Origin of the sequence: Methylobacterium oryzihabitans, assembly GCF_004004555.2 — a bacterium.
In the GTDB taxonomy this organism is placed as follows: domain Bacteria; phylum Pseudomonadota; class Alphaproteobacteria; order Rhizobiales; family Beijerinckiaceae; genus Methylobacterium; species Methylobacterium oryzihabitans.
This window is the reverse complement of the sequence record NZ_SACP01000002.1, coordinates 224,364-238,869: the sequence shown is the minus strand read 5'-3', so window position 1 is coordinate 238,869 and position 14,506 is coordinate 224,364. Positions and strand designations below refer to the sequence as shown.

General features: G+C 71.1%; 11 protein-coding genes and 3 pseudogenes. 8 read left to right on the top strand and 6 right to left on the bottom strand.

Features of this window, described 5'->3' with window-relative positions:
• Positions 1 to 15: 15 nt before the first annotated feature.
• The 3 genes and pseudogenes from EOE48_RS03650 to EOE48_RS03640 all read right to left on the bottom strand — a co-directional run.
• The gene (locus EOE48_RS03650) at positions 16 to 654 is read right to left on the bottom strand and encodes an ANTAR domain-containing response regulator (protein WP_127727419.1); all 639 of its coding nucleotides are present in this window, start codon (positions 652 to 654) and stop codon (positions 16 to 18) included.
• Positions 651 to 1,808, bottom strand: a complete 1,158-nt coding sequence (locus tag EOE48_RS03645; protein WP_127727418.1) for a transporter substrate-binding domain-containing protein — start codon at positions 1,806 to 1,808, stop codon at positions 651 to 653. The genes EOE48_RS03650 and EOE48_RS03645 overlap by 4 nt, the downstream gene beginning before the upstream one ends.
• A 228-nt stretch (positions 1,809 to 2,036) precedes the next feature.
• Positions 2,037 to 2,473, bottom strand: a pseudogene (locus EOE48_RS03640) (LysR family transcriptional regulator); the annotation flags it as partial.
• Positions 2,474 to 2,578: 105 nt separating this feature from the next.
• Here EOE48_RS03640 and EOE48_RS03635 point away from each other — a divergent pair.
• The 3 genes from EOE48_RS03635 (at position 2,579) to EOE48_RS03625 (ending at position 4,537) form a co-directional block, all read left to right on the top strand.
• Complete coding sequence (locus EOE48_RS03635) at positions 2,579 to 3,301, top strand: SDR family oxidoreductase (protein WP_127727417.1); 723 nt, start codon at positions 2,579 to 2,581, stop codon at positions 3,299 to 3,301.
• Positions 3,302 to 3,342: 41 nt separating this feature from the next.
• On the top strand, positions 3,343 to 4,077 hold the full coding sequence (locus EOE48_RS03630) for a 3-oxoacyl-ACP reductase family protein (protein WP_127727416.1): 735 nt from the start codon (positions 3,343 to 3,345) through the stop codon (positions 4,075 to 4,077).
• Between the two features lie 64 nt (positions 4,078 to 4,141).
• Positions 4,142 to 4,537: a nuclear transport factor 2 family protein gene (locus tag EOE48_RS03625; protein ID WP_127727415.1), complete on the top strand. Its 396-nt coding sequence runs from the start codon at positions 4,142 to 4,144 to the stop codon at positions 4,535 to 4,537.
• A 163-nt stretch (positions 4,538 to 4,700) separates the two neighbouring features.
• Here the strand turns inward: EOE48_RS03625 and EOE48_RS03620 are convergent, their stop codons facing one another.
• Positions 4,701 to 5,447, bottom strand: coding sequence for a pirin family protein (locus tag EOE48_RS03620; protein WP_127727414.1), 747 nt, complete (start codon positions 5,445 to 5,447; stop codon positions 4,701 to 4,703).
• A 278-nt stretch (positions 5,448 to 5,725) separates the two neighbouring features.
• On the opposite strand from EOE48_RS03620, the gene EOE48_RS03615 reads away from it, so the two are divergent.
• From EOE48_RS03615 to EOE48_RS03600, 4 genes and pseudogenes are all read left to right on the top strand, one after another.
• Complete coding sequence (locus EOE48_RS03615; RefSeq protein WP_127727413.1) at positions 5,726 to 6,343, top strand: glutathione S-transferase family protein; 618 nt, start codon at positions 5,726 to 5,728, stop codon at positions 6,341 to 6,343.
• Positions 6,344 to 6,400: 57 nt separating this feature from the next.
• Positions 6,401 to 8,464: a 2Fe-2S iron-sulfur cluster-binding protein gene (locus EOE48_RS03610; RefSeq protein ID WP_127727412.1), complete on the top strand. Its 2,064-nt coding sequence runs from the start codon at positions 6,401 to 6,403 to the stop codon at positions 8,462 to 8,464.
• Positions 8,465 to 8,559: 95 nt separating this feature from the next.
• Positions 8,560 to 9,011 (top strand): annotated as a pseudogene (locus EOE48_RS03605) (nuclear transport factor 2 family protein).
• Positions 9,012 to 9,479: 468 nt separating this feature from the next.
• A complete protein-coding gene (locus EOE48_RS03600) occupies positions 9,480 to 10,370 on the top strand; it encodes a LysR family transcriptional regulator (protein WP_127727411.1) in 891 nt (296 codons plus the stop codon).
• A 66-nt stretch (positions 10,371 to 10,436) separates the two neighbouring features.
• On the opposite strand, the pseudogene EOE48_RS03595 reads toward EOE48_RS03600, so the two are convergent.
• Together EOE48_RS03595 and EOE48_RS03590 are read right to left on the bottom strand one after the other, a co-directional pair.
• A pseudogene (locus EOE48_RS03595) lies at positions 10,437 to 11,261 on the bottom strand (IS3 family transposase); the annotation flags it as partial.
• Between the two features lie 173 nt (positions 11,262 to 11,434).
• Entirely contained in the window at positions 11,435 to 13,063 is a 1,629-nt protein-coding gene (locus tag EOE48_RS03590) for an ABC transporter substrate-binding protein (protein WP_127727410.1), read from the bottom strand.
• A gap of 141 nt (positions 13,064 to 13,204) precedes the next feature.
• Between EOE48_RS03590 and argE the strand changes: the two genes are divergently transcribed.
• Positions 13,205 to 14,374, top strand: coding sequence for an acetylornithine deacetylase (gene argE, locus EOE48_RS03585; RefSeq protein WP_127727409.1), 1,170 nt, complete (start codon positions 13,205 to 13,207; stop codon positions 14,372 to 14,374).
• Positions 14,375 to 14,506: the final 132 nt, after the last annotated feature.

Below are 14,506 nucleotides of genomic sequence, written 5' to 3'. Positions count from 1 at the left end.
CTCGTGCTGATGGGGTTACTCGGAAAGGGCGATGCGCCGTGCCGGCGCCGGCACGGCGGGGCGGGCCTGCACCAGGGCCTCGCAATACTGTTCGAGCGGCACGCGGGCGCGCATGCTGTCGCGGCGCAGCAGCTCGAAGGCCGCGTCGTCGTCGAGGCCGCGCTCCTGCATCAGCCGCAGGATCGCCTTGACGACGTGGCGCCGGCCGCGCCGGCGCTCCTCGTGGCGTGCCAGCTGCTCCTCGAGCGCGCGGCGCCGCCCGTGCTCGTTCACCGTGAGGTAGAGGGCGGCATAGACCGAGGCGCCGTGGATCGGCTTGCGCAGCAGGCCGGTGGCGCCGAACTGGAGCAGGCCCTTGAGCCGGCTCGGTGCCTCGACCCCGACGAGTCCGAGTACCGGCACCGGCGGCAGGTCGCGGACTCCGCTCGCCGCCATGCCGGGCAGCGGCAGGTCGCCGTCGACGATCACCAGTGCGCGCTCGGATTCGAGGCCGGCCGGATCGAGACGCGGCGTCTCGCCCGTCGGCCGCACCGAGGCGACCGAGAGACCGAGCTTCAAGAGGGTCGTCACGAGCGTGTCGGTGGCGGTGTGCGGCGCCACGATCAGGTGGGCCTGCATCCCGCTGAAGTTCTGGATCAGCCGGGTTCCGGTCATGACGGCACCACCCTGAGCCGCGGCCGCCGGAGCACCGGGACGATGCGGGGAGCACTGCGCACGAGGTAGGGGTCGGGCGCGACCGGAGCCGGAGCCTCGGCCAGGATCGTGAAGCGCGCCGACGCGGTCGAGAGGCCGATGCGCGGCGTCAGCGCGGCGTGCAACGTGGTCTCGTCGAGGCGCACCGGGCCCTGCGGGGCCTCGACGGCGACCTCGCAGGCGGCCCGCCGCACGGCGGCGACCTCCCCGGTTCCCGCCCGGGCGAGCGCCCGGGCGAGGAGATGGACGGCGATGTAGGCGGATTCCGTATCGGCCGAGGGCGTCGGCCCGTCGGGAAAGCGCGCGGCGTAGGCCGCCGTGAAGGCGCGGTTGCGGGGCGTGTCGATCGACGAGAAGTAGACGCTCGAGCTGAGATGACCGTCGACGGCCTCCGGTCCGATCGCCTCGAGCTCCGGCTCGGCGAGGCTGCAGCTCGCCACCGGCAGCGCGCGCGGCTGGTCGATGCCGCGCGCCCGGCAGGCGCGGCGCAGCTCGCGGAGGAACTGGTAGGCCGAGACGCCGATCAGCGTGTTGAACACGAAGTCCGGCCGCGTCGTCAGGATCGCGTCGATCACCTGCCCGAACTCGGTCTCGCCGACGGCGAAGTAGCGCTCCGCCGCGACCCGCCCGCCGGCCAGCGCCAGCGCCTCGCGCAGGATGCGGTTGTTCTCCCAGGCCCAGATATAGTTCGACCCGACGCAGAAGGCGGTGCGGCCGCCGCGGGCGAGCAGGTGCTGCACCAGCGGCACGATGTGCTGGTTCGGGGAGGCGCCGGTATAGACGACGTTCTCGGAGGTCTCGAATCCCTCGTAATGCGAGGGATACCACAGGAGCCCGTCGCGCTTCTCGAAGATCGGGATGATCTCCTTGCGGCTCGACGAGGTGTAGCAGCCGACGACGTGCCGGATCCCGGCATCCAGGAGCCGGTCGGCGCCCGCGGCATACCCGGCGATCTCGCCCTTCGGGTCCACGACCTCGGGCTCGAGGGCGATCCCGAGGGATCCTGCATTCACCTCCTCGACCGCCAGGACGGCGCCGTTCTGCATGGCACGTCCGACGAGGCCGTAAGGCCCGGTCGTGGAAAACAGGACGCCGATGCGGTGTCTCTCGGTCATCGATACCTTCGGAACGCAAAACGCCCGTCAGCGCGAAGCGCTGCGGGCTGCATTGCCGGACAGGAGTGGGTCGTCTGGCGCAGCAATGGGCATCTTTGCCCTGCGCCTCAAAAACAGGCTCCGCTGTAACGCCGGCGATGTCAAGCCGGTTTCTGCGCGTGCCCAGGGCGATTCAGAGAAGGGGTTTGATGGGGTGACGAGCCGCGGGGTCTGATTCATTCAGGATCGGACGTCGATGCCCTCCTCGATCAGGTCGGCGAAGCGGTCACCGAGGCGGAGGTCGACCGACAGCTTCGGGTGGCGCTCGCGGAGCCGCGGCAGGGCCGGGGCGATCAGGTGCAGGCCGACCGGAAACGGCGCCGTCACCTTCAAGGTGCCGGCCGGCTCGGAGCGGGCGGCGACCGCGGCCTGCTCGATCTCCTCGGCCTCGCGCAGGAGCCGGAGCGCCCGCTCGTGCAGGTCGCGGCCCTCCGGGGTCCGGGTGAGCGAGCGGGTGGTCGGGTGAACAGGCTCAAGCCGAGCGGCTCCTCCAGCCGCTGCACGCTCTTGCTGACCGCCGAGGGCGAGATGCCGAGCGAACGGGCGGCGGCGGTGTCGCTGCCGGGAGAAGCGGAGCGCGCGAAGGCAATGATGCCGGTGAGACGGTCGAGGCCGATCTGTTCCATGACGGCATGATTGAAGCGAAGATCGGCCCGATTATCAAGCTGGGGATGTCGGGCCACTCTCCTCCCACAGGCGCTGCATCGGCGCCGCCGGGAAGGACCACCGTCATGACCAGCACCCTCAGGAGCCGCACCGTCGTCGTCTTCGGCGGCACCTCGGGCATCGGCCTCGCCGCCGCACGGCAAGCCAAGGATGCAGGCGCCCAGGTCATCGTGGTCGGATTCAACGCCGAGGGCGCCGAGCGCGTCGCCGCGGAGAACGGGTTCACCGGTTGGCGCGCCGCCGACGTGACCCGCCCCGAGACGGTCGCGGCGGCGCTGGCCGACATCCCGCACGTCGACCACCTCGTGCTGCTCGCCGGCACGTTCGTGGCCGGCAAGATCCTGGAGGCCGAGGTCGACTACCTGAAGCGGGCCTTCGACGAGCGGATCTGGGCCGCGGTCCACACCTTGCGCGCCCTCGGCGACCGCCTGGCCAAGGACGGATCGGTGACCTTCATATCCGGCGCACTGGCCGACCGTCCCAGTGCCCAGGGCACCGCGGTGCTCGCCGCCGCCTCGGCCGCGATGGAGGCGTTCGCCCGGGGCCTGGCGCTGGAACTGGCGCCGGTGCGGGTCAACACCCTGTCGCCCGGCACGACCGACACCCCGCTGCTCGCCCGCACGCTCGGCGCCCACCGCGACGCCTACGTCGCCGCGCTGACCGAGAAGCTCCCGCAGCGGCGCCTCGGGACGGCCGAGGAGGCGGGCGCCGCGGTCGTCTTCCTGATGAGCAACGGCTTCATGAACGGCGAGACCCTGCACGTCGACGGCGGAGCCCGCCTCGTCTGACCGACCCTCGCCGTCTGGGCGAACGTCCACGGAGATATCCCATGACACATCCCCTCGCCGGCAAGGTCGCCCTGGTCACGGGCGGCTCCCGGGGCATCGGCGCCGCCATCGTGCGGCGCCTGAGCCAGGACGGCGCCGCCGTGGCCTTCACCTACGCGAACTCTCCGGATCGCGCCGAGGCGCTCGCGGCGGAGATCACCGCATCCGGCACCTCCGTGACAGCCCTTTGGGCCGACAGCGCCGATCCGGACGCAATCCGCGGGGCGGTGCAGGCCACCGTCGAGCGGTTCGGGCGCCTCGACATCCTCGTCAACAACGCCGGCATCCTGGTGCCCGGCACGGTCGAGGACGTCACGCTCGCGGACTTCGACCGGCAGGTCGCGGTCAACGTCCGGGCGCCATTCGTCGCCGCGCAGGAGGCCGCCCGCCACATGCGGGAGGGTGGGCGGATCATCTCGGTCGGCAGCGTCGGGGCGGACCGCAGTGGCTTCCCGGGGACCACGGTCTACAGCATGACCAAGGCGGCGGTGGCCTCGCTGACCCGCGGGCTCGCGCGCGACCTCGGGCCCCGGGGCATCACGGTCAACACGATCCAGCCGGGCCCGGTCGTGAGCGAGATGTCTGCCGGGATGGAGGCGATGCTCACCCCGCTGATCGCCCTGGGGCGCATGGGGCAGGACACCGAGATCGCGGCGCTCGCGGCCTTCCTCAGCGGCCCGGAAGCCGGCTTCATCACGGGTGCGGCCCTGACCGCGGACGGCGGCTACCTTGCCTGAACCGACCAAGGTCCCGGCCGGCACCATCCGGCCCGGCGGCATCCAGATGTGAAGGAGAACACCCATGCCCGACACCGAGACCCCAACCGCGGCGGAGCCGGACTACGACCGGCTCCTGCGTGCCAACCTGGATCGCGTCTTCAACGAGCGGGACGCCGGCAAGCGCGCCGCGGCCCTGGACGAGCTCTTCGTGGACGAGCCCGTCATGTACGAGCCTCACGATGTCGTGCGGGGGCGCGCTGCCATCGCCGACGTCGCCGGCAAGCTGCTGGAGCAGTTCGGGCCGACCTTCCGGTTCAGCCCGGTCGGCGCGGCCGTGGGGCACCACGGTCTTGGCACGCTGCGGTGGGAGGCCGGCCCCGATGGTGGGCCGGTTGCCGTTACCGGGACCGACGTCGCCGAGATGGCCGGCGGAAGGATCGCGCGCCTCTGGGTACTGCTCAACCCGCCGTCGACCTGAGGCGCCGGCCGCGTCAAGGCCCTAAGCAGCCTTGCGTTGACAAGCCAACGCTTCGTCCGCCTAGGTCTCTGTTTTGCCGCAGATTTTTGTCGCAAAACCGGCAACCACGTTTGCGAAATCTGCTTAGTTCGAGCGGGTTCGGGCAGGTCAGCGGCCGTGTCGCTCACTGAGCCAGCACGTTCCCGCTGAACATACCGCCCCGGAACACCGGTGCACCCGGATCGGTCGCGAAGAGGACGAGGTCGGCATCGGATCGGGCCTCCGCGCTCCCGCCATCCTCCGTCAGGTAGGCCGTCTCGCCCGCCCGCAGCGCCAAGCCGCCGACCGCGACTTCCCCGCTGAAGACGTGGAGCAGGCGAACCGCTCGGGTTGCCGGAAGCGGAGGCAGGGACAAGGCGGCTCCGGCCGGAACATGCGCGTCAGCGACCCACGCCTGCGCGCGAACCTCCAGCGGCGCGCCCTCAGGTGCCGCGAGGAGGCGCCAAGCGCCGCGGCTGACCGCCTCCCCGAACTCGTGGAACTGCACCCGGGGTTCGAGATCCGCGGCGCGCGGCCGCAGGAAAATCTGCAATGCCTCGACCGGGTCCGGGTCGAGCATCCGCTCCTCGTGCTGGAAGGTGTGGCCGGCACCCATCATCATCAGGCGCGTCGCCGTGATCTCCTCCTCGTTTCCCACCGTGTCCCGGTGCAGCATCCGTCCGGCCCGGACGTAGGTCAGGATCTCGTCGTCGCGATGCGGGTGCATCCCGATGACGTGCCCGGGCGCCACGGTGGCGCGGTCGATCCGCCCGATGGCGCCCAGGCCGCTGTCCCCGCCGCCAAGGCTCAGTCCGGGACGGATGATCTCGACGGCGAAACCGCGGGCCGGGTCGCCCATGCGGTCGCCGCGTCTGAGCGTGGTCACATCCATGGTCGTCGTCCTTTCCCGATAGGCCACCTTCGCCGAGGACCGTAGCGTCGTCGTACCGGCAACAACTACGCCGGCTTCCTGGCCGCGAAGAGACAGGCGTGACCGATCCGAGGGGGCTCGGCCATCCATCCGGTGCCGGTCGAGCCCTCCACGGTCAATTATTCCATCCAAGACAACAATGAACTGCGGAGAGCGACCATTCTCTCGTCCTCCGGATCGCGTCACCTTGCCCATGCGGTCCGGGACTTCTCCCGGCCGCCAAGTCAGGGAACGCGGTCATGAAGCTCTACCATCACCCCCTCTCGGGCCACGCACATCGGGCTCGCCTGTTCCTCTCGCTGCTGGGCGTGCCCCACGAAGCGGTCGAGGTCGACCTGAAGGCCGGCGCGCACAAGCGTCCCGAGTTCCTCGCCCTCAACCCGTTCGGACAGGTGCCGGTCCTCGACGATGACGGGACGGTCGTCTCGGACTCGAACGCCATCCTCGTCTACGTGGCACGCAAGCTCGGGCGAACGGACTGGCTGCCCTCCGACCCTCAAGGCGAGGCCGCCGTGCAGCGCTGGTTGTCGGTGGCGGCAGGCGAGCTCGCCTACGGCCCGGCGGCCGCGCGGCTCGTCACCGTGTTCGGCGCCAAGTTCAACCCGGAGGAGGTGATCGGCCGGGCGCACACGCTGCTCGGTCGCCTGGAGGCCCATCTCACCGGGCGTGATTGGCTGGTCGGCGAGCGCCCCACCATCGCGGACGTCGCGCTCTACAGCTATCTGGCGCGCGCTCCCGAGGGCAACGTCGACCTGTCCGGCTATCCCGCCGTCAACGCGTACCTTCGCCGGATCGAGACCCTGCCGGGCTTCGTCCCGTTCGTCCAGACGCCGGCAGGCCTCACGGCCGCCGCGTGACCTCGCGGGTCCGGGCGCACCCCTGGGTGCCCCCGACCGGAATGGATGGGAAGCACCATGAGCGACGGTACGACGATGACGAAGCTCTCGACCTGGCACCCGGGCGAGACGGCCATCCAGCAGCAGGTCGGCGTCGCCGAGCGCATGGAGGACGTGGGTCGCCGCGTGGTGTGGGACTTCATGCCCGACCAGCACCGCGCCTTCTACGAGCAGATCCCCTTCATCGTGGCCGGCACCGTCGACCCGCAGGGCGACGCCTGGGCGACGCTGGTCGCGGGTGCCCCCGGCTTCATCGGCTCCCCCGGCCCGGTGGCCCTGGAAATCGCGGCGCGGCCCGACCCGAGCGACCCAGCGAGCGCGGGCCTGCGCGACGGCGACGCACTCGGCCTCCTCGGGATCGAGCTGCACACCCGCCGCCGCAATCGCGTCAACGGCCTGATCCGTTCGATGTCGGACGGCGTCATACGCTTCGCCGTCGACCAGAGCTTCGGCAACTGCCCCCAGTATATACAACTGCGCGACCTCGCCTTCGTCCGCGACCCGCGGCTGCCCTTCTCGGGCTCTGTCGAGGAGCGCGCAATGCTCGACGCCGATACGCGCGCCATGGTCGAGGCCGCCGACACCTTCTTCGTCGCGTCCTACGCCGAGCGCGACGAGCGCAGCCAGGTCGACGTCTCGCACCGCGGCGGCAAGGCCGGCTTCGTCCGGGTGGCCGAGGACGGCACGCTCACGGTCCCCGACTTCGCCGGCAACCTGTTCTTCGCGACGCTGGGCAACATCCTCCTGAACGGCAAGGCCGGCCTCGTCTTCGCCGATTTCGAGACCGGCGACCTGCTGCAGATGACCGGCGACGCCGAGGTCGTCCTGTCCTCGCCCGAGATCGCGGCCTTCCAGGGCGCCGAGCGGCTCTGGACGTTCAAGCCGCGCCGGGTCGTGCGGCGGCGGGGCGCGCTGCCCCTGCGTTGGAGCTTCCGGGCGGACGGCTGGTCGCCGAATTCCCTGATGACCGGCGACTGGCGCGAGGCCGCCGACCGGCTCCGGGCCGCGGACCTCGCGACGCAGTGGCGCCCGTTCACGGTCACGAAGATCGTCGACGAGAGCCGCGCGATCCGCTCCTTCCATCTCCAGCCTGCGGACGGGTCCGGGCTGATCCCGCACCAGGCGGGGCAGCACCTGCCCATCCGCGTGCCGCTCGCCGGCGCGGACAAGCCGGTCATCCGCACCTACACGCTCTCGGTCGCCCCCTCGGACGCGGTCTACCGCATCAGCGTCAAGCGGGACGGCGCCGTGTCCCGGCACCTCCACGACATGCTGCGGGTCGGCGACGTGGTCGAGGCGCGCGCGCCGGCCGGCGGCTTCACCATCGACGCCCGGGCCAAGCGGCCCGCCGTGCTGCTCGCAGGCGGCATCGGCATCACGCCGCTCCTCGCGATGCTGCGCCACGTCGTCTACGAGGGTCTGCGCACCCGCGGCATCCGGCCGACCACCCTGATCCAGGCGGCACGCTCCAGGGAGGAGCGTCCGTTCGACCGGGAATTGGCGGAGCTCGCGGGTGCGGCCAAGGGCGCGGTGAAGGTCGTGCGGGTGCTGAGCGCGCCCGGGGATGCCGTGGAAGGCGTCGACTACGACGTCGCCGGCCGGATCGACATGGCGCTGCTCGCCCGCGTGCTGCCGTTCGGCGACTACGACTTCTATCTCTGCGGCCCGACCGCCTTCACGCAGGCGCTCTACGACGGGCTGCGCGGACTGAACGTTGCCGACGACCGCATCCACGCCGAGACCTTCGGCCCATCGTCGCTCGTTCGGAGTGTGCCGGCGGATGCCGAGGCGGCCAAGCTGCCGCCCGCATCGACGGAGCCGGTCCCGGTCGCCTTCCTGAATTCTTCGAAGGAGGCGCGCTGGACACCGGGTTCGGGGTCGCTGCTGGAACTTGCCGAGGCGCGGGGCCTCAGCCCGGAGTTCAGCTGCCGGACCGGGACCTGCGGCACCTGCCGGACCAAGCTCCTGAAAGGTGCCGTCACCTACGCGAAGGCCCCCACCGCGCCCCACGCCGACGACGAGGTGCTGATCTGCTCGGCCACCCCGGCCGCGGGTCGCGGGCCCGTCCATCTCGCCCTCTGACCGGCGGCGATGGCGCAGGGGCCCCTCCCGCCGACCGCCCTCTCGACACGCGTCCACCCCGGGAATCCCGAGGAGAAGCCGACGTCCCGCCCCCGCTGCCGCCGTTCACAGAGGAGAGCGCCATCGAGAAGGTCCGCCTCGCCGAGGACACGGCTGGAACAGCCGCGACCCGGCCAAGGTCGCCCTGGCCGACACGACCGACACGCGTTGGCGGAACCGGGCCGAGTTCGTCACCAGCCGCGACGAGGCCCAGGCCTTCCTCACCCGCAAGTGGAACCGCGAGCTCGACTACCGCCTGATCAAGGAGCCCCGGGCCTTCACCGGCAACCGCATCGCGGTTCGCCACGCCTACGAGTACCGTGACGACAGCGGCCAGTGGTTCCGGGCCTACGGCAATGAGAACTGGGGGTTCGCCGAGGACGGGTTGATGCGTGCGCGCCATGCCAGCATCGATGAGCACCCGATCCGGGACGAGGACCGCAAGTTCCGCTGGCCGCTCGGACGCCGTCCCGACAACCACCCGGGTCTCAGCCGGTTCGGCTTCTGAACCCCCTCTCCAAGACCAGGAGCCCGGCCATGTCGTCCTTCACCCTGGATGGGCGGGCACGCCTGTCCATCGCGCTCGCCTGGGTCGACGGGAACCGTGACGTGCCCGTTCCCCCTGACCGAGGCCCGCAGGCTGGGGCTATGCGGTGCCGAGATCGACGCCGCGGGGCAAGGTCGCAGCTTCGACGCGCGGACGTCTCGCGTCCTGGCGCTCGCCCTCGCGGCCGCCGCGCATGACGGCGACCGTGTCGCCGATGAGCATCGGCTTGCGGTCAAGTCTGGCCTATCCGAGGACGTCTGCCGCGAGATCGAGCGCCCGCCGAAGGCTTCGCCGCGTTGCCTGCCGGCTAGGGGCACGAGCCTCTCGCGCGGTTTACCATGCGGTCGCGGCACCGCGGCGCGCTGACGCGAACGTCTGTATTCTTCACGGCCACGATGGTCGGGCCGCCCGGGACGGGGGAGCAGGGACATGGACCGCTGGCAGGCCATGCGCATCTTCGCCAAGGTCGCGGAGACCGCGAGCTTCGCCGAGACGGCGCGCCTGATGCACATGAGCCCGCCGGCGGTGACACGGGCCGTCGCCGCGCTTGAGGAGACCATCGGCGCCCGCCTGTTCGTGCGCACCACGCGCTCGGTGAAGCTCACCGAGGCCGGTGGGCGCTACTACGAGGATTGCCGGCGCATCCTGGCCGACATCGTCGAAGCCGAAGCGGCCGCCGCAGGCTCGTACGCGACGCCGTCCGGGACGCTCGCCGTGACCGGATCGGTCCTCTTCGGCCACATGCACGTGCTGCCCATCGTGACCGACTACCTCGACGCCTACCCAACCATGTCCGCTCGGACGCTCTTCGTCGACCGGCCGGTCAACATCGTCGAGGAGGGCATCGACGTCGCCGTCCGCATCGGCCACCTTCCCGATTCCGGCTTCACGGCGATCAGGGTCGGCTCGGTGCGCCGCGTCGTCTGCGGCGCGCCGGCCTATTTCGAGCGGCACGGGCTCCCGGCGACGCCGCAGGACCTGAGGGACCACCGCCTCGCGACGTCGACGGGCGCCTGGGCGTCGACGGAGTGGCGCTTCGGGCAGGACCAGCGCGTGACGGTCCATCCCGCACTGGTGAGCAACACCAACGAGGCCGGCATCGCCGCGGCCATTGCGGGCTGGGGCCTGACCCGGGTGCTGCACTATCAGATCGGCTCGGCCCTGCTCGAAGGGACGCTGCAGATCGTGCTCGCCGACTACGAGGAGCCGCCGCTGCCCATCCACGTGCTGTACCCCGAGGGGCGCCAGGCGCCTGCCAAAGTCAGGACTTTCGTCGACATGGCGGTCGCGGCGCTCCGGGGAAGCCGCCTGCTCAACTGAAGCGCCGCGCCGACGCCCCGGACGCACTGAACCGCTCCGGGTTTGTCGGAGGCTGATTGACTTGGGTCAGGCGGCCCAGGCTTGGTCGCCGACGTGGGCATGATAGCGCGCTTCGGCCTCGGCGGGAGGGACGTTGCCGATCGGCGCGAGGAGGCGACGGTGGTTGTACCAGTCGACCCACTCCAGGGTGGCGGACTCGACGGCCTCGAAGGAGCGCCACGAGCCGCGCCGGTGGATGACCTCCGCCTTGAACAGGCCGTTGATCGTCTCCGCGAGGGCATTGTCGTAGCTGTCGCCGACGCTGCCGACCGACGGCTCGATGCCCGCTCCGGCCAGGCGCTCGGTGTACCGGGGAGCCAAGTCTTGCGAGCCGCAGTCCGAGTGATGCACCAGCCCGCTGCCCTGGACGGGACGTCGCTCGTGCAGGGCCTGCTCCAGGGCATCCAGAACGAAGCTCGCATGAGCGCTGCGTGAGGCCCGCCAGCCGACGATGCGCCGGGCGAACACATCGATGACGAACGCCACATAGACGAAGCCCGACCGCGTCGCCACGTCCGTGAAGTCGCTGACCCACAGGGCGTTCGGCCGTGGAGCCTCGAACTGACGGTTGACGCGGTCGAGCGGGCAGGCTGCGGCCGGGTCGGGGGTCGTGGTGTGCACGGTCCTGCCACGCACCACCCCCGCCAAGCCCATCCGGCGCATCAGCCGCGCCACCGTGCATCGCGCGGTCACGCTGCCCTCCCGGGCCAGTTGCCGCCAGACCTTGCGCACGCCGTAGACGCAGAAATTCGCCTCGAACACGCGCTTTATCTCGATCATCAACGCAGCGTCGCTGCGCGCACGAACCGGCTGCTTGTCCGGATCGGCGCGCCGGGCGGCATGCGCGTAGTGTCATGGCTCCATCCTCTCAGAAGTTGGAGCCTCCGGGAAACCCGGGGCGGTTCAATCTCGGGCAAGCCCGAGATCGACAGGCCCCTGACCCATCTCGGATTTTCGATCGCAAGCCAGAGGCTTAGCGAACATCCGAGAACGCAACCGAAGGTCGCTTTCAACGACCGCTGGTATCACTTCGCCACCACGTCCATCGCCAGCGTGTACTGGTCCACCCGCGGCGTGTAGCTCAGCCCCTTGGCGGTGGCCCAGGGCGTGACCTCGAAGTGCAGCGGGATCAGCGGGTAGTCGGCCATCGCGAGCGCCGAGGCCTTGCGCAGCAGCGCCTCGCGGGCGGAATCGTCGATGGTGCGCATCGCCTCGACGGTGAGCGCGTCGACCTCCTTGTTGCAGTAGCGGCCGCGGTTGGTGAAGCCGAGCCCGGCCTCCGGGTTCAGGCACAGCACCAGCGAGTTGAGCGAGTTCGACAGCTCGCCGGAATCGGCGCCCCAGCCGGCGAGGTAGGCCGAGAAGTCGAACTTGTTGCGCCGGGTGAAGAAGGTCGAGGCGGTCGAGGCGTCGATGCTCGTCTTGACGCCGATGCGGGTCCACATCTGCGCCACCGCCTGGGCGATCTTCTCGTCGTTGATGTAGCGGTCGTTGGGGGTGCCGAGCGTGATCTCGAAGCCGTTCGGGTAGCCGGCCTCGGCCAGCAGCGCCTTCGCCCGCGCGGGATCGTAGGGGACTACGGGGAAGTCCCTGGTGGTGCCGAACAGCGGGAAGGGCAGCAACTCGCCCGCCGGCTGCGCCACCCCGCCCATCACCCGCTCGACGATCGCCTTGCGGTCGATCGCCTTCGACAACGCCTCGCGCACCCGCTTGTCGAGGAGCGGGTTCTTGTCCGTCCCGCGGATGGTCGGGGTCTTCCAGCCGGCGCCGTCGAACTGGTCGAGGTGGATGTAGATGATGCGGTTCGACAGTCCTTGCGTCACCGTGAACCCGGCCGCCCTGATCCGCGGCAGGTCCTGGATCGCCGGGGTCTCGATCAGGTCGACGTCGCCGGCGAGCAGGGCGGCGACCCGCGGGCCGGACGAGGGGATCGGCTTCATCGTCACGGTGCCGAAGGCCGGCGCGCCGCCCCAGTAGGTCGGGTTCCCGCTCAGCACGACCTGGGTGCCGCGCTGGTACTCCTTGAGCCGGTACGGCCCGGTGCCGACCGCGACCGCGGGGTTGCCGAAATCGGTCGATTTCGGCGGCGTGCCCATGCCCTCGCAGCCGCCCTTGCGGAAGCGCACGGTCTCGGCCGCCCCCGACGCCTTGGCGCTGAGGATGCCGAGCGCCGTCAGGTTGGTCGGCAGCAGCGGCAGCGGGTTGGCGGTCCTGACGACCAGGGTGAGGGGATCGGGCGTCTCGACCGAGTCCATCGGCCGCACGAAGGTGGCGAAGGAGGACGGCGAGTTCTCGACCAGCGGGATGCGGCAGAAGGTGTAGACCACGTCGCGGGCGGTGAACGGCGTGCCGTCCGAGAACGTCACGTTCGGCCGCAGCTTGATCTCCCAGGTGGTCGCGTCCCGGGGCGTCCACGACAGGGCCAGCGCCGGCACGAGGCGCTGGTCGGGATCGGTGCCGATCAGCCCCTCGAAGACGTGCCGGCGCAGGGCGTTGTTGGGCCCGAGATTGTGGAAGTGCGGATCCATCGAGGTCGCTTCCGCGGACAGCCCGACGCGCAGGTCGCGGGCCTGGGCGCCGCCGGGCAGGGCGGCGAGGCCGGCCAGGAGGCCGAGGGCGGCCACGGAGCGTCGGGAGAACGGCGGACGATTCATGCGGGGATTTCCGTGGGAGGACTGGCCGGGCAAGCAACGATCGTGCGAGGGTTGCCCGGGCCCGCCGGCAGCGTCAATCGCGCCGCCCGGCCGGCCTCTTGCTTCGTCCGGTTTTCCTCGCCCTCCGTTCCGCACGCCCCCATGACCGCTCCCGTCCGCCTCGGCCCCGTCGATCTCCTCGCCACCCTCGTGGGGTTCAGGACGATCAGCGCGTGCTCGAACCTCGATCTCGTCGCCTTCGTGGAGGAGCACGCCCGCGCCTGCGGCGCCGCCGTCGAGCGGGTCACCGACGCGACCGGCGAGAAGGCGGCGCTCTGGATCACGATCGGCCCGGCGGACCGGCCGGGCTACGTGCTGTCGGGCCACAGCGACGTGGTGCCGGTGGCCGGCCAGGACTGGACGCACGACCCGTTCCGGCTCACCGCCGTCGAGGGCCGGCTCTACGGCCGCGGCACCTCGGACATGAAGGGGTTCCTCGCCGTCTGTCTCGCGCTGCTGCCCGAGATGGCGGCGGCATCCCTGACCCGGCCGATCCACCTCGCGGTGTCCTACGACGAGGAGGTCGGCTGCCTCGGCGTGCGGCCGCTGATCGCCCGCATGCGCGAGCGTGGCGTGCAGCCGCTGGGCTGCTTCGTCGGCGAGCCGACCGGCATGGAGGTGGTGATCGGCCACAAGGGCAAGCACGCCGCCCGGGTCACTTTCCGGGGGCTCGCGTGCCACTCCTCGCTGGCGCCGCGGGGCGTCAACGCGGTCGAGTACGCCGCCCGCTTCATCGACCACGTCCGGCGCACCGCCGAGGGGATCGCCCGCGACGGCGCCCGCGACGAGCTCTACGACGTGCCCCACACCACCGGCCTGTCGGCGATCGTGCAGGGCGGCAGCGCGCTCAACATCGTGCCGGACCGCTGCAGCGTCGATTTCGAGTTTCGCGCCATCGCGGCCGACGACCCGAAGGCGCTCGCCGAGGCCGCCATCGCCTTCGCGCGCGACGCGCTGGCGCCCGAGATGGCCCGGGTCGACCCCGCCTGCGGCGTCGAGACCGTGCCGCTCCTCGACTATCCGGGCCTCGACGTGGCGCCGGACCAGCCGATCGTGACCCTCGCCAAGCGCCTCGCCGGCCGCAACAGCCACGCCAAGGTCTCGTACGGGACCGAGGCCGGCCTGTTCCAGAGCCTCGGCGACGTGCCCTCGGTGGTGATCGGCCCCGGGCGGATCGACCGCGCCCACAAGGCCGACGAGTACGTCGAGATCGCGGAACTGGAGTCCTGCACCGCCTTCGTGCGCCGGCTCATCGCCGAGAGCTGCGCGTGAGCGAGGCCGGCTTCCGCAACGCGACAGCAACCGCGTAGCGGTCGCCACGATCCCGCCGGGATCGCCGAGCGATCGATCAGAAACCAGTGACCGCCCGCGATCGGCGGGGTCCGGCCTGAACGCCGCTCCGGC